Raw genomic sequence first — 17,526 nt, forward strand, 5'->3', positions numbered from 1 at the left:
CTGACGCCTCACGAAGGACAGACAATCTAGACGGATGCTGCCCGAGCACCACGGAAGGGGTTTGCAGCCTTTAGGCCGGGCAGGATGGAAGGCAGCCGTTAACCTTGGAAGTATGAAACCAACCGGAGCGGATGCACTCATTCTGGCTGTGTCGGACACGGTGTGGGAAGTTTTGACCGATGCCGGTAACTACCCAGTGTGGGGCTCTGGAATAACCACTATTGACGGCTCCATTCATGACCGGGCCACAATCCGTGTTACGGTCCGCGGCCAGGGTGAGAAGGCTTATCGGTTCCGGGTCCGCCTCTTGGCCGGTCACCAGATGACCTGGACTCACCGTTTGCCGCTGGGACTGCTGACTTTCGTGCGCACCTTTACCTTAACCAACCACGCGGGATTCACCCGCCTGACCGTCCATGACACCTCACGTGGCCTGCTGCATCGACTGCTGCCCGGCGCAAATCCGCCCGTATCGCGCTTTGTGGAGGAAGTGAAGTTCCGTGCCGAACTGCTCAGCTTCCATCTCAACGGCGGAATTTTTCCCAACCCCAACAAAACTGACTCCCTGGGCAATGACAGCCCGCCATAAAAGGCCCGCCTTGCAGCGGCGCCTTTGCTGTTCCTATTGGGCAGCAGAGATGGTCGGCGGGCTCGCAACCTGAATTTCCCTAGACTTTGATGCTTCCTCTGGACAGACCTGTCTGTCCTGTATAAATCTGGTGACAACCGTTTCAGGGGTTGCGGCCGGATTTGATGGAACAGGGGTAAACATCAATGGATGACAACGACATTCTGGCAGTGGCTGAGGCAGCTGCAAGGCTGGGTGCGCCCAGTGGTGAACTGGACCGTGCAGCGGCGAAGCTGCAATTAGCAATCGCGACTGCGGTGATGCACGGGAAGTCTGTCCGCCAAGTCGCCGCCGTCGCGCACATGACGGCTCTGGAAGTTGTAGACGCAACCGAAGCTGTCACCTTTCAGGACACCCTCATGCCGGCCCCAAAACCTTGAGCCGGCAGCTCAGCGCCTCAATGAGGTGCTGTTCGGGTCACAGTGAGTGCTTTCCCGCTCCCAACAGTGCATGGCTTTACGGCCGGTGAGTGGCAATCAGGGCCCGTGCCATGCGCTGGGCCCGTAGGCCAGCCAGTTTGTCCCCTTCAGCGGCGGCGATTATCGAGCCCTTCATCAGGATGTGCCAGGACAGCGCAAACTCCTCCGGATCCAGCAAGCGAGCTTCATGAGCCAGTATCTGCACCTGCTGGCGGATCCTGCCCAGGTACTCGATACTCGCCTGCCCCAGCGGGTGGTCCGCGCCCATCTCCAACAGCACTTTCACGAAAGAACACGCTTCAAAATCATCCTCATGGAACCAATCGTCGTAAACATCGAAGATGGCCAACAGCTGACCCTCAGGATTCTGCGCCCTGCGCCTCGCCTCCGGGACCACAGACCCCATCATCCACAGCTCATCACGGCGCTTCAGGAAAGCCAGCACCACATCGTCTTTCGACGGAAAATGCCGGTAAAACGTTGCCTTGGCAACCCCTGATGCCCTCACCAGCTCATCAACACCAACATCCCGGATACCCCGCCGGGCAAACAACGCATAGGCAGTCACCACAATGCGGGTACGAACATCGGCAGGAGCTTCAAGTTCGTCTGCAATGGTCCTCATACCAAAAAATCCTACCGGCACATAGATAACCCCGGCCCTTCATCGAGGGACAATTCCGGCATCAGTCCCGGCGCCTGGCCCCAGGGCCCCAAACCCGCCACCGCCTCATCAACGGATCTGCGGGCACGTACCCCGAAATCTCAAAGCGAGTACTAATTACTCGGGCACCTGCCAGGAAAGCAACATACCGTGTGAGAAGCGGAGTCGGCGACGTAGGCTTCGCCCTGAGACCACGAACGCCTCCCCCAGCCGTCGCCGGCTCCGCAACCCGTTCCAACCACCGCGCCGTCCAGAGACAAGAGATCAGCAACAACCAATCTGGTTCAGAACACCCGCCCACGCCGGCTAACGGCAGGGCCGGACGGTAACACCGGCATACTGCTTCCAGCGACGTGACATGATCTGCGCCCCCCTCCCCCAACAACAGCCCACTGACTGTCTGATGTGACGTGGTAGCTATAACCGCAACATCATTCGCTCTCTGAATCGCGCGTCGAAGAGACAACGCCTGCGCCAACCTGGCCCAAGCTCAGTCACCGCGCCGTCAAAAGGTCGCCCCCATGTCGTCTGTGCGGGATCAGCTTCGTAACGCGGCGGACTGACCGGTCTGTCTGTTTGGTGTAGTGTCTGCTTGTGATGGGACACACTTACGACTTTCCAACCGCCGTCGACGGCGTCGCTGCTGCTCCACCCCTGGCTTCCGGTGGTGCCAGGCAGCGAATCCTGGCCGCCGCCTACGAGCTGTTCTTACAGCGGGGCATCCGCGATGTCGGAATCGCTGAATTGATATCACGTGCGGGGGTCGCCAAAGCGACGTTCTATGCTCACTTCGCCTCCAAGGATGAACTGGTCCTTGCATACTTGGAGCACTGCCACCGGGACCTCACGGTTGAGGCGATTATCGCCGGAACCGCAAGGCGGGCCGAGAGCCCTACGGGCCGGTTGTTGGCTATTTTCGATGTCCTGGACGGGTGGTTCCGCCAGGACGACTTCCAGGCCTGCGCCTTCGTAAGCACGATGCTGGAAATGGGCCCCACCCATCCACTGGGTGTTGCATCAATCGATTATTTGGCGCAGGTCCGGACCTTCATCCGGGCTCTGGCCGTGGAGGCTGGCCTTGAACAACCGGACGTTTTTGCCCGCTCCTGCCACATCCTGACAAAGGGTTCGATCATTTCAGCGGTCGAGGGAGACCGGGAGGCAGCCGTATTCGCCAAACGCATGGCAGCTTCCCTCATCCGTGACCACGGAGGTAACGCCGCCATGGCCCCCTAACTCTTCATTACGCAGTTCCCAATCACCTGGTACTGCGTCTTTTTGCGGCTCCCGAAGGCCGCCGCGTGCGTATCCACATTTTGTAGAGTCAAGGAACAGGAGCACTTGAAGATGGAAACCCCGGACTACACCCGTTTTGTTCAGGACTGCATTGCCGCCGATACGCTCGATGATCACATGCTCACGGAAGACCAATTGTTTGGGGTGTACCTGAGCTGGTGCGCGCTGCTGGCACAAACTCCCGGACCCTGCGAGTCGTTTTGGGCAGCGATGTCCCGTCTGGGAGTCCACAACCGGCGCGGGAACGACCACCGGTACATGCGGCCCGGACTTCGAATGACCGGCCCGGCTGCCTTGGATTACATCCTCACCAGCCAGCCCAGCCTGGTCTGACCACCCGCCGCACACTCGAAACGGCATCCACCAGTGCCCGGCACAGCGCTTAGTCGTACTCAAAGCCCGGTACCGGGAACCTGACCTGATTACCGGAAAACAAGCGATCGGCCTTTTTCATTACGGCACTTTTGCTGTCAGCTGTTCTTGCCGGCTGCGGGTCAGTCGAGACGGACCTGCAGCGTGACGCCGCCCGGCAGCTGGAGGCTCAAGTCCTGGGCGTGAGCGAGGCAGCGGCCGCCAATGATCCTGCCGAGGCGCTCGAATCTCTTGACGCCCTGGATGCTGATCTGCAGACAAGTGCCCGCCAGTCCCACCCCCGTTATACCGGCTCGGGCACCTGTCCCGCCTGCCCCTGAACCTGCACCAGCACCTGTTCCGCCTCCTGCACTAGAGGGAGGCGCCGCCGCAAATCACGTAGTTCTGGCCCGTGATCGACTTGCCGTGGGGCCCCACCAGGAACGCGGCCAGCGCAGCGACGTCCTCCGGATCCACCAGGGCACCGAGGGCCGGCATGCGCACCGGGGTTGCCGCCCGGCCGGGGTCGTTCAGCATGGGCGTGTCCGTCGGGCCCGGGGAGAGCACGTTTACCGTGATCCCCCGCGGCGCGAGCTCCTGCGCCCAGGTCCGGCCCAGCCCCATGAGTGCAGCCTTGGTAGCGGCGTATTGGCTCTTGCCGGGCGACCCCGTGGAGGTGCGGCTGCCCAGCAGGACGATCCTGCCGCCGTCGGGCATCGTCGGCACCAGGGCGTTGGCCAGGACGGAAGCCGCTGCCACATGCACCGCGAACATCCCCGCAAAGGCCGCGGGATCCAGCTCTCCCAACGGCGCGGTCCGCTGGAAGCCAGCTGCGTGCACCAGGGCGTCTGCCGGCGCAATGGCCTCAACAACGCCGTCCAGCAATTCCGGTTGTGAAAGATCAGCCTGCAGCCACTCGAACTTACCGTCCAGGGACGACTCGGTGCGGCTGAGCCCGGTCACCCGCCACCCATCCGCGAGCAGGCGTTCAGCGATCGCCCTGCCGATCCCCGAGCTGGTGCCGGTGACAACGGCGTGCTTTGCTCCGGTCATTCGTCCCCACCAGGAGTGGTGGTGCCGTCGTAAGCCCACTGCGGATCAACCCGGACGAACTTGATGGCCTGACGGAAGTACGTGTACGCGATGTTCAATGAACCATCCGGGCCCTGGTGGATGGACGGGTAGGAGTATTCGCGGTTGAGCCCGTCGCGGGAGTTGTTGGACAGGCAGTACCCGTCCCCCACATCCAGGTTCCGGCGGATGGGCCAGGAACGGCCCGAGTCCTCGGAGATGGCCAGGGTCATGGGTGAGCGCGGTGTCCCCCAGAAGGCGCGCTTTTCGCCGTCGGAACCAACGGCAGCACCGGGCACCGGCTCGGCAACCTGGCCCTGCTCCTCGGCCAGACCGTCGTCGTCAATTTCGTCGTAGAGGGACAGCCGTCGCTCCGTGTTCTCCTCTGCCCGGCTGTGGTTGTACACCAGGGCCAGGCGGCCGTCGGCGAGCGCGGTGAACTGGATGGAGGAGTTGTTGTTGGGCAGCTCCGTGGGGACGGGCTCGCTCCAGGTGGAGCCGTCGTCGGTGGAGCGGGATTCGTAGATCGAATCCGCCCAGCGGCTGCGGAACAGGGCCAGCAGGGAGCCGTCGGCCACGGGCTGGATGTTCATGTGGACGCAGCCCAGGCTGCCGGGCAGGACGTTTTCGGTCCAGGTGGCGCCGGCGTCGTCGGAAATCATCACGGCGCTGTCGTCGCTGTTGCCCACCCACTTTTCCCCCGGCACGGTGATGCAGCGGAAGATCGGCACTATCAGGCGGCCGGACGGCAGCACCACCGGCAGCTGGCGGACGAACACACCGCCGGTTTCGTTGGCGGGGAACAGCGTTTCAACGTCACCCCAGGTGCGGCCGCTGTCCGTGGAGATACGACGGCGGACCTCAGCGGTGTCCTGGTTGCCCGCCTTCTGCGCGGTGTACAGCAGCCACAGGGTGCTGTTTTGTCCGGGCAAGCCGGAAGCGGTGAACAGGATGGGGTTCTGCTCAGAGCGGGTGGAGTCGTGGGAGAGCTGCTGCGGTTCGGACCACTGGCTGCTGCCGGGCTCCAGCGCCGAGAACCAGATGGAGATGTCCGGCACGCCTTCCTGGGTGCCGCCGAACCAGACGCAGCCCAGCCGGCCGTCGGGCAGGGTGAGCAGGTTGGCGGCGTGGCTCTGCACGGTGGGGGCGGGCAGGTAGGCGTAGTCGGCGCCGTCGGCCCGCTTCACCTGGCCGTCCGGGGTGATGGTGCTGTACGCGTCGGTGGTGGTGTTCGTCATGGTTCAGTCCTTTGTGGTGGCGGCGTCGGAGCGCGCGGCGTCGAGGTGGGACTTGGCGATCTGTTCCAGGTGCGTCAGGTCCGAGGCGATGGTGGTGAACGTGTAGCCCTGCGCCAGCCGCTGGTTGGCAACAGTGCCGGCAGGGGTGTGGATGCCCGCGGCGATCCCGGCGGAGGCAGCTGCCTCTGCGATGGTCTCGAGGGCGGCGTTGAATTCGGCGTCGACGGCGGGATCTCCGGGGAAAGCGCCGCCCACGGCAATGGCGAGGTCGGAGGGTCCCACGTAGATGCCGTCCAGGCCAGGAGTGGCGCAGATTTCCTTGACGTTGGCCAGCCCCTCCGGCGTCTCGATCATGGCGAACACCAAGGTGGTGGCGTTGGCGTCGGCAGGCTTCGGCCCGATCCGCAGGGCCGAGCGCATGGGCCCATACGAGCGGCCGCCCAGCGGCGGGTACTTGGCCGCGGCCACCGCGGCGGCAGCGTCCTCAGCGTTGTTGATGAGCGGGACGATGACGCCCACGGCGCCGGCGTCGAGGGCTTTGCCGATCGCGGTGAAGTCGTTGGCCTCCACCCGGACCATGCCGACGGCGGCGTGCCCGGCATCGATAGCCATCAGCCCGTTGAGCACACCCGAGTAGCCAAGCAGTCCGTGCTGTGCGTCCAGGGCAACGTAGTCGTAGCCGAGCCGGCCGATGCGTTCGGTGGCCACGGGCGCGTCCAGCACCGCCCAGTAACCCACCGCCTGCTTCCGGGCGCGGATCTTGCGGGCGAATTCGAGGGCCAGTTCGGAGGTCATCAGGGTCCTTCAGTCAGTGTCGGTCAGGAAAGAAGTCGGTTCAGTCGGTAAGGGGAAAGTCAGCGGTTGTAGGCGGGCATGGGGCCCCGCAGTGAGGTGCCCACGGCGTCGCAGGCTTCCACGACGTCGGCCGGGAGCGGTCCGTTGGCCACGGCGGCGATGTTGGCGCGGAGCTGTTCCACCTTGGACCCGCCCAGCAGCATGGAGCCAACGCCGTCACGGTAGGCGAGCCAGCGCAGCGACAGCTCGGCGAGCGTGACGCCGGCACCCTCGGCGATACGGGACAGTTCCCCGATTGCGTCGAACAGTTGCTTATCCCAGTACCGCTGCGTGTACATGGCAGCGAGCTTGGAATCGCCGTAGCGGCCCTCGGTGGGCTTGGCGTCGAAGCTGTGCTTGCCGGTAAGCAGGCCTCCGCCCAGCGGGTTGTAGACCATGGTGTGGACGTGGTGGGTGGCGGCGAATTCGAGGTATTCCTCCTCCAGCCGGCGCGCCACCAGGTTGTACAGCTGCTGCGCGACGACAGGTTGCGGCGCCCCCACTTCACGTGCCGTGTGGATGACGTCGGCGATCTGCCAGGCGGCAAAGTTGGACACGCCCAGCGCGCCGATCTTCCCCTCTGCCACCAGCTCGGCCACGGTGGACAGCGTCGAGGCCAACGGCGTGGCCCGGTCCGGCTGGTGAAGGTAGAACAGGTCAATGCTGTCCACACCCAACCGCCGCAGGCTCCCCTCCACGCTGGCACGCAACGCCGACGGGGACAGCGGCGGGTTCCCGCCGGCGTCGGCATGCGGCATGCCGGCCTTGGAAGCCAAGATGACGCCGTCGCGCTTTCCCTTCAAAAGCCGCGCCAGCATCTCCTCGGTAACACCGCCCACGTAGGCGTTGGCGGTGTCGATGGTGGTGATGCCGGCGTCGAGCGCTTCCTCCACCATCCGCCCCGCGGTGGCTTCGTCAACGGTGTCGCCGAACGTCATGGTCCCCAGGACCAGCCGGGAGATGGGGAGTTTCAGGCCGTCCACCTGGGCGCCTTCGGGCTGCGTGCTCATGCGTTGGTTCCTCGTGGTTGCGATCGTCAGTATGTAAGGTCAGTTGGTCTGGTTGGCGAGCGCCAGGGAGCGGACCAGGTGCCGCGGCTTGAGGCCCGTCATGGTGGAGGGGTCCAGCGCCGCGCGGCGGAGTTTGCGGGTGTAGTCCTCCTTGGGGGCGGTCAGGACGGACGCGGTGCTGCCGTGTTCCACCAGCTTGCCCTTCTGCATCACCATGACGCTATCGCTGATTTCCTGCACCACGCCAAGGTTGTGCGAGATGAACACGTAGGTGATGCCGGTTTCGTCCTGGATGGACTTCAGCAGCCGCAGCACCTGCGCCTGCACGGAGACGTCGAGGGCGCTGGTGGCCTCGTCGCAGACCAAGAGTTCAGGCTTGGAGGCGAGCGCCCGGGCAATCCCGATCCGCTGGCGCTGCCCGCCGGAGAACTCCCCCGGGTGCTTGTCCAGGGACCGGACGGGCAGGCCCACCTGGTCGATCAGCTTGGCGGCCGCCTTGTGCCGCTCCGCCTTGGACCGGACGCCCTGCAGCTTCAGCGGCTCGGCCACAATCTCCTGCGCGGTCATGTGCGGATCCAGCGAGCCGTACGGGTCCTGGAACACCATCTGGAACTTGGAGCGCATGGGCCGCAGCTTGGATTCGCTCATGGACGCGATATCCGTCCCGTCCAGGTCGATGCGGCCGCTGGTGGGGGTGACCAGCCGCATCAGCGCTTTGGCGATGGTGGACTTGCCGCAGCCGGATTCGCCCACGACGGCGATCGTTTTGCCTTTGTCCACGGAGAACGAGACGTCGTCCACGGCCCGGAAGGTCCCGCCCGGCACGTGGTAGTCCACCACCAGGTTTTCGACGGCGAGGAACGGCTTCGTCATGGCTTTGCTCCGGTCTGGGTGAGGGCTGGATCAGTGGTGGTGGCGGAGCTTCCGGCGGTGGCGGACGAGCCGGCAGCGGCGTGCGCGCCGCGGGAAGCGGGGGCTGCGGGGGTCTCATCCCACGGCCCCAGCACCGGCACGGCGGCCAGCAGGTCGCGGGTGTATGCAGTGGCGGGGTGGTCAACAATCTGCTGGACCTCGCCGGACTCAACAAACGAGCCGTCCTTCATCACGTGGATGCGGTCCGAGATGAGCCGCGCCACGCCAAGATCGTGAGTAATCATCAGGATGCCGATGCCGCGCTGCTCCTGCAGTTCCAGCAGCAGGTCCAGGATGCCGCCCTGCACGGTGACGTCCAGGGCCGACGTCGGCTCATCCGCCACCAGCAGCTGCGGCTCGCTGGCCAGGGCGATGGCGATCAGCACACGCTGCAGCATGCCGCCGGAGAGCTGGTGCGGGTACTTCTTCAGCTGCTTCTCCGGCGTGGGAATGTGCACCTGCTCAAGCAACCGGATGGCCCGGGCCTGCAGTGCGACCTTGTCCTTGGCGGACGCGGCACCGGCAATCCGGATGGCCTCGAACAGCTGGCTGCCGATCGAGTGCACCGGGCTGAGCGCCGTCATGGGGTCCTGCGGGATCAGGGCGAGGGTCTTGCCGCGCACCTTGTCGATGGCCTTGGGGTCGGCGCTGATGTCGACGCCGTCAATCATCACGGTGCCGGACAGTACTGCCAGGTCCTCGGGCAGCAGGCGGAGGATGCCCATCGCCGTCGTCGACTTGCCGGAACCGGACTCACCGATGATGGTGACCGTCTCGCCCCGGTGGATGCTGAAGCTGACGGAGTCAACGGCGCGGATGATGCCGGCGTCGGTGATCAGCTCCACCTGGAAGTCGCGGACCTCCAGCAGCGGCTGCTCCTTGAAAGCGGGCTGTGTAGTCATGTCAGGCACCCTTCTTCTTGCGGCGGGGACGGTCGCGGAGGCCGTCGCCCAGCAGGTTCACGCCCACCACCATGAGCACGATCACCAGACCGGGCAGGGTGACCATCCACCAGGAGGTGGTGATGTAGTCCTGGCCGTCGGAAATGATACGGCCCCAGGTGGCGAAGGGGCGCTGCGGGCCGGCACCCAGGAAGGACAAAGCGGATTCGAGCAGCACGGCCTGGGCCAGCAGGAGCAGCACCACCAGGGTTGCCTGCTTGATGACGTTGGGAATGATGTGCTGGATCAGGATCTGGATCTTGTGCAGGCCCAGGATGCGGGCGGCGGAGACGTACGGCTTTTCGCGTTCCACCAGCACCATGGAGCGGGTGAGGCGGGCAACTTCGGGCCACTGGGCGATGGCGATCACGAAGGTGATCACCGGGATGGAGGGGCCGAACAGGGCCACCACCAGCAGCAGCATCATGAGCAACGGCAGGGACATCTGGGCTTCGAGGACGCGGGAGACGATGGTGTCCACCCAGCCGCCGTAGTAGCCGGCGGCCGCGCCAAGGATGATGCCGATGGCGCCGGAGACCAGCACGGCCAGCAGGCCGATGGTCAGCGAGACCTGGCCGCCGTGCAGGACGCGGGACAGGAGGTCACGGCCCAGCTGGTCGGTGCCGAACAGGTGGCCGTCGGTGAGCGGCGGCAGGCGCCGGGCCCCGAGGTCCTGGAAGTTGGCGTCCGGGAGAGGAAGCACCTGGGCCAGGATGATGGGGATGATCACCAGCAGGGTGCAGATGGTGCCCACGATGAGCTTCCATTTGGCGGCATTTCGACGGCGGGTGGCGCCTGCCTTGGCGATGTCCGCCTTGGTGACGGCTGAGGGGCTGGGCTGCCGGGCCGGTTGGCTGGCCGCTGCGGGGGTTGCGGTGTCGAGGCTCATGCTGTTGCCGCCTTTCCAAGACGAACGCGGGGATCAAGAAGCGGGTAGGCGAGGTCGATGAGCAGCTGGACAGCCACCGCCAGCAGCGCGGTGAGGAGGACCGTGGCCTGGATGAGGGGGTAGTCGCGGGTTTCGAGGGCCCGCACAATCAGGGAGCCGACGCCGGGCCAGGCGAACACCACTTCCACCACCACCACACCGTTGAGCATCGCGGCGAACCGGGTGCCCAGGGCGGTGAAGACGGGGATGGCGGAGTTGCCCATGGCGTAGCGCCAGGTGAGGGCGGAGCCGCGGACGCCGCGGGAGCGGGCCACGGTGAGGAACGGCGCGGCCAGGTTGGTGGTCATTTCACGCCGGACCATCCGGGAGATCAGGGCGATCTGCAGGATGGCGATGGTGATGGTGGGAAGCACCAGTCCGCCCCAGGTGGCGAAGCCGGAGGCCGGGAAGATCGGGATCAGGACCGCGAAGCCGGTGAGGAGCATGATGCCGGTCCAGAAGTCGGGCATGGACTGCCCGGCGATGGTGAGCACGTTGACGCCGAGTTCCTTGCCGGTGTCCGGGCGGCGGGACATCCACACGCCCAGCGGGATGGCCACCACGGCGGTGAGCAGGATGGACGCCGTCGCGAGGGTCAGTGTGTACGGCATCCGCTCGGCCACCACCTGCATGGCCGGAGCCTGGAAGGAGTAGGACTGGCCCAGATTGCCGGTGATCAGCTGCTGCAGGAAGATCCAGTACTGCTCCAGCACGGGCCGGTCCAGGCCGAACTGTTCCCGCACCTTCGCGAGTTGTTCGGACGTGGCCAGGGGTCCGGCGTAGGAGACGGCGGGGTCGCCGGGGGCCATGCGGATGAGGATGAACACGGTGGACACCGTGAGGAACACGGTCAGCAGGCCCTGTCCCAGGCGCTTCAGGATGTAGTTCGTCATGGCTTAGGCCTCCAGCCGGACATCAACGAGGGGGTAGGAGTTGGTGGGCGCCAGGTTGATGTTGGACACCCGCTCCCGGTGGGCGAGGACGGACTTGGGGACGAACGCCCAGGCGCAGGGCCAGGTGTCCCACACTGCCTGCTGTGCTTCGTTCAGCAGTTCGGTCCGGCGGGCCGGGTCCGCTTCGGCGGAGGCGGCCTGGATCTTGGCGGTGACCTCGGGGATCACGTAGCCCTGGTAGGTATCGCGGGTGGCTTCTTTTTCGGGGGTGCCGGAGTACATGCCCTGCAGCATGGTGATGGCCAGCCCGGTGGGGCTGGGGTAGCCGTTGCCCAGGAGGTCCCAGTCGCCCTGCTTGCCCTGGCGCCAGGCCAGGATGTTACCGCCGGGTTCGAACTGCTGCAGCTCGGCCTTCACGCCGATGTTGCCGAACATTTCCACCAGGGCTTCCATCACGGAGGTGTCGGAGGCGAATTCGCCGGTTTCCCAGATGATCTTCAGGGTGAGGTCCTTCACGCCGAGCTCGGCGAGGGTGGCCTTGGCCTTTTCGGGGTCGTAAACGTACTCGCCGGTCTTGTGGTAGCCGGTGAGGCTGGAAGGTGTGACGCCTGCAGCCTGGGTGACGGAATCCACCAAGACGTCGCGGACCAGCGATTCGCCGTCGATGGCCATGCTGAGTGCCTGGCGGACGCGGGGATCGGCCAGCGGGTGTCCGGCAGGCTTGCGGAAGTTGAAGAAGATCTGGTTCAGGCGGAGGCTGGAGGCTTCCTGGAGTTCGACGCCGGGAAGTCCGGCGAGCTGTTCGCGGGAGTCGGGCGTGATGGAGTCGATGACGTCCACTTCGCCGCTGCGCAGGGCGATGACGCGGCTGGATTCCTCGGGGAGGAACCGGACCTCCACGTTGTCCACCTCGGGGGCCGGGCCCCAGTAGTTCTCGTTGCGGGCCAGGCTGTAGGTGCCCGCGCCGCGGTTGAACTTGGTGACCACGTACGGGCCGGTGCCCACGCCTTCCTGCAGTTCCTCCGGCTTGTTCTGCGCGGCCGGGGTAATCAGGATCATGCTCATGAGCGAGTCCAGGATGGGGATGGGCTTCTGGGACACCATCTTGAAGGTGCGGTCATCCACCGGAATCACGTCGGGGAATTCGGGGAAGAAGCCGGCCACGAATGAGCCCTGCACCTGCTGGTACATCTTCAGGGCGGTGGCAACGTCCTCCACCTGCACGGGGCTGTTGTCCGAGTAGCGGATGCCTTCGCGGAGCGTGACAGTCCATTCAGTGGGGCCGGACATCTCGAAGCGTTCGGCGAGGACCAGGATGGGCTTGGTTTCGGGGCCGATGGCGGTGAGGCCCTGGCGGACGGCGCGCTGGACGGTGACGGCGGCGTCAAACTGGTTGAGCTTGTTGTCCAGGCTGACCAGTGAACGGTTGAGGGCCAAGGTCAGGGTGCTGGGTCCCGGCAGTCCGGTGGGGCCGGCGCAGCCGGCGAGGCTGCCGGTGCCCAGCAGAAACCCTGCAGCCGCGCCAAACTGCAGCAGGCGGCGGCGGGAAATCTCACTTCCTTGAGGAAGAACGGTCATCGTTGACCTCTCGGTAGATCGGGGGACGGCTGCCGGCCGGATGGCTGCGCCGAATGTTGTGTCCATCACTTTGCCACTCCTGCGCAATTTGCGCAACCCCTCTAGCGTGATTCGCGCAACCGTGTCAGAATGTTTGAAAGCATCCCGCACTTGAGCGGGTTCGAGCCGACTACGGACGAGAGGAGCAACGTGGCTTCCGTATTTGTGCAGGCCGACGACTTCTCCGGCGCCGCCGAGGTTGGTTACTGCTTTGTGCAGCATGGGCTCTCTACACAGGTTTTGCTGGAAACGGGCAGTGCTTCAGCAATGCACGACGGCGATGCCTCCTTCCTACGGCCCCTCACCGATGTGGTGGTCGCCGATACACACTCGCGTGGCCTTCCTGAATCTGCTGCCGAAGCCCTGGCGAAGGATGCCTTTTCCGGTCCCGCAGCTTCCGGTGCGCAGGTGGCATTCAAGAAGATTGACTCGCTGTGGCGCGGGAACGTGCGTGCGGAAGTTTCGGCACTGACAAGCCTTGGTTTCCATGCTGTTGTTGCGGGCGCACTTCCCCAGTTGCAGCGTGCCGTAGTGAATGGCAGGCCTTTGGTTGCCGGTACTCCCCTGGCGGAGACGGATTTGTGGCAGGCCGAGGTTTCGGCCCCGCCGGCCGACATTCCGTCGCTCCTCCGCCCGGAGGATCCGTCCTCTGTACGGACACTGGGCCTGGCCGAGGTCCGATCGGACTCGCTCGCCGCGAAGCTGTCCGGGCTCCTTGACTCCAACCAGCCCGTGGTGGTGGTGGCGGACAGCGAAATCGTGCAGGACCTGGAACAGGTAGTGGACGCCCTGCTCGGGTTGGACTTCCAGTCCGGCAACCGCCGCATCGTGCTCGTGGGCACCGGTGGAACGGCGGACGTCCTGGCTCGACGAGTTGTAGGCCAGCGGCTCGCTGCACAAGTTGCGCGAAATGCGCAAGTTGAGGCACAAGCTGAAGCAGCCAGCGCGAAACCGCAAGGAACCGCCAGGCCGGTGCTCGCCGTCGTCGGCTCCGCGTCTAAAACTGCGCAGGCGCAGCTGACCGAGCTGGAGGGCCGTGGCTTCGAAGTCATCAGGCTTCACCCGCAGTACGCGGGCGCCACTGGTGCGTACGGACCGCAGCTGCAGGAAGCAAGGGTGGCTTTGGGCGCCGGCACCGACGTGGCCGTCACCCTGGCCGCAGGAAAAGTGGACCCGGCACGCGCCGCCAGCATCGTGCAGGCCCTCTCCACCTTCGCAGCCAAGGCAGCACAGGGACTGAAGACAGACCTGATCCTCACCGGCGGTGAGACGGCGCGGGAAGTCCTGGACGCCGTCGGCCTCCAACGACTGGTGCCGCTCGCGGCCGTGCAGCACGGGGCGGTGCTCAGCCGCGCCGATGACGGGACGCTGGTGGGCACCAAGCCCGGCAGTTTCGGCGATGACCTCGCCCTCCTACAGCTTTACGAACACATCCGGGAGCGCCGCGGCCGGTCCGCGCAAGTTTCCGCCAACCCCCTTCCCAGCAAGACTTCCGAACGATCTGGAGCAGAAATGACAACCGCCGCAGTGAGCAAGACTGAGCAGAACGAACTCCCCTACGTGGCCGTGACCATGGGCGATGGCGCCGGGGTGGGTCCGGAGGTGGTGGTGGCCGCCGTGCTGGATCCGCAGAGCAACGCCGAGTGCCGGCCCGTGGTGATCGGCGACGCGCTGCGCCTGCGCCAGGCCGCGGACGTCCTGGGCATCGAGGCGGACATCCAGAGCATCGAGAACGTGGAGGACGCGGTGTTCACCCCGGGACGGGTGAATGTGATTGACCTGGCGCTGCTGCCGGAGGACCTGGCGTGGGGGCAGCTCTCCCCCGTGGCGGGGCACGCCGCGTACGAGTACATCCGGGTGGCCAGCGAGCTGGCGATGGCCGGGAAGGTACAGGCCATCTGCACGGCGCCGCTGAACAAGGAGGCGCTGCATTCGGCCGGGCACATCTTCCCCGGGCACACCGAGCTGCTGGCGCACCTGACGGGCACGGAGGAAGTGTCCATGATGCTCTCCACGCCCAAGATCCGGGTGATCCATGTGACCACGCACATCGGGCTGGTGGATGCCATCCGCAAGATCAACCCGGACTTGGTGGAGCGCACCATCCGCCGCGGCCACGAAGCGCTGGTCCGCGCGGGCATCCCGAACCCGAAGATCGGCGTGTGCGCCATCAACCCGCACGCCGGCGAGAACGGCCTGTTCGGCCAGGGCGAGGAAGCGGAGAAGATCGAGCCGGGCGTGAAGGCGGCGCAGGCTGCCGGAATCAACGCCGTGGGCCCGCTGCCGGCGGATACGCTGTTCTTCCTGGCCGGCCGGGGCGATTACGACCTGGTGGTGGCCATGTACCACGACCAGGGGCACGGCCCGGTGAAGGTGCTGGGCATCGAGGCCGGCGTGAACATCACGGTGGGTCTGCCCGTGATCCGCACGTCGGTGGACCACGGCACCGCCTTCGACATCGCCGGCAAGGCGATTGCCGACTCGCGGTCCATGGTGGAGGCCCTGCACCAGGCGGCGGAGATGGCCACCCGGCCTGCCGTCGCCGTGTAGGCGTTGCTACGGGGACTGGGCGGGGGCCGGAACTAGCATGGTTACCACTGCCACGGGAAGGAGACCGGGAATGCTCAGCGCAAACGCGCGGCGCGAGGAGATCTACCACCTTGCCGTGACCACCGGCCTTGCCTCCGTGGAGGAACTCTCCGCCCGGTTCGAGGTGACCGCGTCCACCATCCGCCGGGACCTGGCGCTGCTGAACGGACAGGGCCGGCTGGCCCGCACCTACGGCGGGGCGATGGCCCTCGGCGCGCACCCGGAGGCGTCGCTGCGGCAGCGTACCGGCGAGGCGTTCGAGCAGAAGCACGCGATCGCCCGCTGGGCGGCGTCCGTGATCGTCCCCGGGGAGAACATCCTGCTCGACGCCGGTTCCACCGCGGGTGCCCTGGCCCATGAGCTGCGGGGGTTCGAGAAGCTGTCCGTGACCACGCCGGGCATCAACACCATGCAGGAACTTGCCGAGTCCGAGGGCATCGAGGTGGACTGCCTGGGCGGCCGGCTCCGCAGCGTGTCGCAGAGTTTTGTGGGACCGCTGGCCGAGGCGGCGCTGGAGCGGATGAGCTTTGACCGGGTGTTCCTGGGCGCAGACGCCGTCACCGCCGAAGACGGCATCTGCGAAGCCGACCACGCCCAAACCAGGCTCAAAGAGCTCATGGCACGCCGCGGCCGGGAAGTCTATGTCCTGGCGGACTCGTCCAAACTGGGGCTGCGGCCCTTCCACGCCTGGGCGCGGCTGGCACTCCCCTGGACTTTGGTGACGGACGACGGCGCCGATCCCGCGCAGGTGCAGAAGTTCCGCGACGCGGGCGTGCAGGTTGAGGTGGCGCAGGTCGGCGGCTGAGTTCTGACTGACCGGAACACCGCGCCTGCTGCGCCGATGGGAAGGGCTGCACCCCTGCCCAGCGGCGGCTGTGCAGGTAGCCTCTAGGCTGAGGCTGCCGGGAACCGCTCCCACACCCGGGGTGCTGCCAGCAGCCCGCCCAATTCCTGGACCAAACAGCAAGCCGGACTCAAGGGAGTCGACGGCCTCGCGGAACTGACCGGCGGATTGTTGCTGCTGTTTTTGGAACCTGCCCGGATTCACCGCTTTGTCTTACGCCTCGCGCAGCCGGAGCTGTCCGCGCACCCGAAGGACTTCTTGTCGTTCTACGCGGCGCTATACCTTCTCGCTCACGGCGCGGTAAAGGTGGTTCTCGTACTGGCTTTGCTGATGAACAGGCTCTGGGCCTACCCGTGGATGATTGGGGTGCTCCTCGCCTTCATTGCCTACCAGCTTTACCAGTTTGCGGTCGCGCCGACGGCAGGCCTGGCCGCCCTGACCATCTTCGATGCCCTGGTCGTACTCCTTACCCGGCACGAATACGGCAGGCAGCGCCGGCGCCAACGACCCTAGCCGACCAACCGGACATGTGCTGGGCCCTGCCTTGGAGGTTTTCCTTTCCTTCGTTTTTAGGGGTCCCCCTCTCTTGGTGACTCACGGCGCGCTTGCGGTCGTTCTGAGATGTCGTCGCCTAACGTGGCCGCATCGTAATTACGGTATTCATGCGGCGTCGCCTCTTACTAGGGGAAACTGATGAGGACTAGATACGTTCGGTTACCACTTGTTGGCTTGCTGATGGTGTGCTGTCTGGTGATCTCCGGATGTACCCATACCCTGGGATTCTTCGAAAACCCGGAGTCGGGGCCGATCAACGCTAAATCGCCCGTCCATGACGTCACCGATAGCACCCCGCCAAAAAGAGTCATCGGCGCTCTGCCCGTCGTCGACATGAAAACACAGACTTCAGGTACCTCCCCCATGACCGCAACATGGCAGTACATCGACGGCGCAACGGCCTTCAACACAAAGCTCGACGAACGCCTCTTAAGCGTGTTGGATGCCCGGGCCGGTGGCCGCCATGAGCCATCGGCGCATACAACTGCAAGTACCCGAAGCGAGGACACCAACGCATCCATTACCCACGAGGTAATTCTGGCAACCGGAAACGTCATAGGTACCCGGTTCGTGCAGACCGCCGTGACTGGCGGCGTCCGGCATGGGCACCTTGAAGAGATAACCTACGAAGATCTCGACACGGGCCTCGTGACACCCAGTGCCACGCTAATCAGCGGTGAAAAGACAGGCACGCTGCGCGAGATGCTCCGCGAGGTGGAAATCCCCGTCCCAAGCC

18 protein-coding genes and 1 pseudogene are annotated in these 17,526 nt (G+C 65.3%); 9 read left to right on the forward strand and 10 right to left on the reverse strand.

The features are described 5' to 3' along the window. Nucleotides 1-112 precede the first annotated feature (112 nt). Nucleotides 113-589 (forward strand): SRPBCC family protein, encoded by a 477-nt coding sequence (locus AC5RWX_RS21600; protein WP_494098354.1) that lies wholly within the window; start codon nt 113-115, stop codon nt 587-589. A gap of 185 nt (nt 590-774) precedes the next feature. Beyond that, a complete protein-coding gene (locus tag AC5RWX_RS21605; RefSeq protein ID WP_494098355.1) occupies nt 775-1,008 on the forward strand; it encodes a hypothetical protein in 234 nt (77 codons plus the stop codon). 76 nt (nt 1,009-1,084) lie between these two features. On the opposite strand, the gene AC5RWX_RS21610 is transcribed toward AC5RWX_RS21605, so the two are convergent. Then, on the reverse strand, nt 1,085-1,672 hold the full coding sequence (locus AC5RWX_RS21610) for a TetR/AcrR family transcriptional regulator (protein ID WP_494098356.1): 588 nt from the start codon (nt 1,670-1,672) through the stop codon (nt 1,085-1,087). 636 nt (nt 1,673-2,308) lie between these two features. Between AC5RWX_RS21610 and AC5RWX_RS21615 the strand changes: the two genes are divergently transcribed. The 3 genes from AC5RWX_RS21615 to AC5RWX_RS21625 all read left to right on the forward strand — a co-directional run bounded on the left by AC5RWX_RS21615 (nt 2,309) and on the right by AC5RWX_RS21625 (nt 3,699). Then, nucleotides 2,309-2,947, forward strand: a complete 639-nt coding sequence (locus tag AC5RWX_RS21615; RefSeq protein ID WP_494098370.1) for a TetR/AcrR family transcriptional regulator — start codon at nt 2,309-2,311, stop codon at nt 2,945-2,947. A 105-nt stretch (nt 2,948-3,052) separates the two neighbouring features. Then, a complete protein-coding gene (locus AC5RWX_RS21620; protein WP_494098357.1) occupies nt 3,053-3,340 on the forward strand; it encodes a hypothetical protein in 288 nt (95 codons plus the stop codon). A 131-nt stretch (nt 3,341-3,471) separates the two neighbouring features. Then, entirely contained in the window at nt 3,472-3,699 is a 228-nt protein-coding gene (locus AC5RWX_RS21625; RefSeq protein ID WP_494098358.1) for a hypothetical protein, read from the forward strand. 31 nt (nt 3,700-3,730) lie between these two features. Here AC5RWX_RS21625 and AC5RWX_RS21630 read toward each other — a convergent pair whose 3' ends face one another. Genes AC5RWX_RS21630 through AC5RWX_RS21670 form a run of 9 tightly spaced genes read right to left on the reverse strand, consistent with a single transcriptional unit; the run spans nt 3,731 to nt 12,829 of the window. Continuing rightward, entirely contained in the window at nt 3,731-4,411 is a 681-nt protein-coding gene (locus tag AC5RWX_RS21630; protein ID WP_494098359.1) for an SDR family NAD(P)-dependent oxidoreductase, read from the reverse strand. Beyond that, nucleotides 4,408-5,667 carry a sialidase family protein gene (locus tag AC5RWX_RS21635; RefSeq protein WP_494098360.1) on the reverse strand — a complete coding sequence of 420 codons (1,260 nt, stop codon included), beginning with the start codon at nt 5,665-5,667 and terminating at the stop codon, nt 4,408-4,410. Before AC5RWX_RS21635 ends, AC5RWX_RS21630 begins: the two co-directional genes overlap by 4 nt. A 3-nt stretch (nt 5,668-5,670) precedes the next feature. Next, nucleotides 5,671-6,462: an HpcH/HpaI aldolase family protein gene (locus AC5RWX_RS21640; protein WP_494098361.1), complete on the reverse strand. Its 792-nt coding sequence runs from the start codon at nt 6,460-6,462 to the stop codon at nt 5,671-5,673. 59 nt (nt 6,463-6,521) lie between these two features. Continuing rightward, complete coding sequence (locus AC5RWX_RS21645; protein ID WP_494098362.1) at nt 6,522-7,511, reverse strand: aldo/keto reductase; 990 nt, start codon at nt 7,509-7,511, stop codon at nt 6,522-6,524. A gap of 39 nt (nt 7,512-7,550) precedes the next feature. After that, complete coding sequence (locus tag AC5RWX_RS21650; protein ID WP_494098363.1) at nt 7,551-8,384, reverse strand: ATP-binding cassette domain-containing protein; 834 nt, start codon at nt 8,382-8,384, stop codon at nt 7,551-7,553. Then, a complete protein-coding gene (locus AC5RWX_RS21655) occupies nt 8,381-9,325 on the reverse strand; it encodes an ABC transporter ATP-binding protein (protein ID WP_494098364.1) in 945 nt (314 codons plus the stop codon). Before AC5RWX_RS21655 ends, AC5RWX_RS21650 begins: the two co-directional genes overlap by 4 nt. Before the next feature lies 1 nt (nt 9,326). Next, a complete protein-coding gene (locus tag AC5RWX_RS21660) occupies nt 9,327-10,253 on the reverse strand; it encodes an ABC transporter permease (RefSeq protein WP_493947563.1) in 927 nt (308 codons plus the stop codon). Beyond that, entirely contained in the window at nt 10,250-11,185 is a 936-nt protein-coding gene (locus AC5RWX_RS21665; protein WP_494098365.1) for an ABC transporter permease, read from the reverse strand. Before AC5RWX_RS21665 ends, AC5RWX_RS21660 begins: the two co-directional genes overlap by 4 nt. Nucleotides 11,186-11,188: 3 nt before the next feature. Next, the gene (locus AC5RWX_RS21670; protein WP_494098366.1) at nt 11,189-12,829 is read right to left on the reverse strand and encodes an ABC transporter substrate-binding protein; all 1,641 of its coding nucleotides are present in this window, start codon (nt 12,827-12,829) and stop codon (nt 11,189-11,191) included. A 123-nt stretch (nt 12,830-12,952) separates the two neighbouring features. Between AC5RWX_RS21670 and pdxA the strand changes: the two genes are divergently transcribed. The 4 genes and pseudogenes from pdxA to AC5RWX_RS21690 all read left to right on the forward strand — a co-directional run. Beyond that, complete coding sequence (pdxA, locus tag AC5RWX_RS21675; protein ID WP_494098367.1) at nt 12,953-15,352, forward strand: 4-hydroxythreonine-4-phosphate dehydrogenase PdxA; 2,400 nt, start codon at nt 12,953-12,955, stop codon at nt 15,350-15,352. Between the two features lie 70 nt (nt 15,353-15,422). Further along, the gene (locus tag AC5RWX_RS21680; protein WP_494098368.1) at nt 15,423-16,196 is read left to right on the forward strand and encodes a DeoR/GlpR family DNA-binding transcription regulator; all 774 of its coding nucleotides are present in this window, start codon (nt 15,423-15,425) and stop codon (nt 16,194-16,196) included. Nucleotides 16,197-16,493: 297 nt separating this feature from the next. After that, nucleotides 16,494-16,748 (forward strand): DUF2127 domain-containing protein, encoded by a 255-nt coding sequence (locus tag AC5RWX_RS21685; protein WP_494098369.1) that lies wholly within the window; start codon nt 16,494-16,496, stop codon nt 16,746-16,748. A gap of 216 nt (nt 16,749-16,964) precedes the next feature. After that, nucleotides 16,965-17,526, forward strand: a pseudogene (locus tag AC5RWX_RS21690) (polysaccharide deacetylase family protein); the annotation flags it as partial.

It is taken from the genome of Arthrobacter sp. SPT-J7, from assembly GCF_059089965.1.

Excerpts from the sequence above, each read along its gene's own strand:
- AC5RWX_RS21645 (WP_494098362.1), bottom strand. The coding sequence starts at position 7,511 with ATGAGCACGCAGCCCGAAGGCGCCCAGGTGGACGGCCTGAAACTCCCC.
- AC5RWX_RS21605 (WP_494098355.1), top strand. The coding sequence starts at position 775 with ATGGATGACAACGACATTCTGGCAGTGGCTGAGGCAGCTGCAAGGCTG.
- AC5RWX_RS21680 (WP_494098368.1), top strand. The coding sequence starts at position 15,423 with ATGCTCAGCGCAAACGCGCGGCGCGAGGAGATCTACCACCTTGCCGTG.
- AC5RWX_RS21650 (WP_494098363.1), bottom strand. The coding sequence starts at position 8,384 with ATGACGAAGCCGTTCCTCGCCGTCGAAAACCTGGTGGTGGACTACCAC.
- AC5RWX_RS21630 (WP_494098359.1), bottom strand. The coding sequence starts at position 4,411 with ATGACCGGAGCAAAGCACGCCGTTGTCACCGGCACCAGCTCGGGGATC.
- AC5RWX_RS21660 (WP_493947563.1), bottom strand. The coding sequence starts at position 10,253 with ATGAGCCTCGACACCGCAACCCCCGCAGCGGCCAGCCAACCGGCCCGG.
- AC5RWX_RS21615 (WP_494098370.1), top strand. The coding sequence starts at position 2,309 with ATGGGACACACTTACGACTTTCCAACCGCCGTCGACGGCGTCGCTGCT.
- AC5RWX_RS21655 (WP_494098364.1), bottom strand. The coding sequence starts at position 9,325 with ATGACTACACAGCCCGCTTTCAAGGAGCAGCCGCTGCTGGAGGTCCGC.
- AC5RWX_RS21670 (WP_494098366.1), bottom strand. The coding sequence starts at position 12,829 with ATGGACACAACATTCGGCGCAGCCATCCGGCCGGCAGCCGTCCCCCGA.
- AC5RWX_RS21600 (WP_494098354.1), top strand. The coding sequence starts at position 113 with ATGAAACCAACCGGAGCGGATGCACTCATTCTGGCTGTGTCGGACACG.
- AC5RWX_RS21610 (WP_494098356.1), bottom strand. The coding sequence starts at position 1,672 with ATGAGGACCATTGCAGACGAACTTGAAGCTCCTGCCGATGTTCGTACC.
- AC5RWX_RS21665 (WP_494098365.1), bottom strand. The coding sequence starts at position 11,185 with ATGACGAACTACATCCTGAAGCGCCTGGGACAGGGCCTGCTGACCGTG.
- AC5RWX_RS21635 (WP_494098360.1), bottom strand. The coding sequence starts at position 5,667 with ATGACGAACACCACCACCGACGCGTACAGCACCATCACCCCGGACGGC.
- AC5RWX_RS21640 (WP_494098361.1), bottom strand. The coding sequence starts at position 6,462 with ATGACCTCCGAACTGGCCCTCGAATTCGCCCGCAAGATCCGCGCCCGG.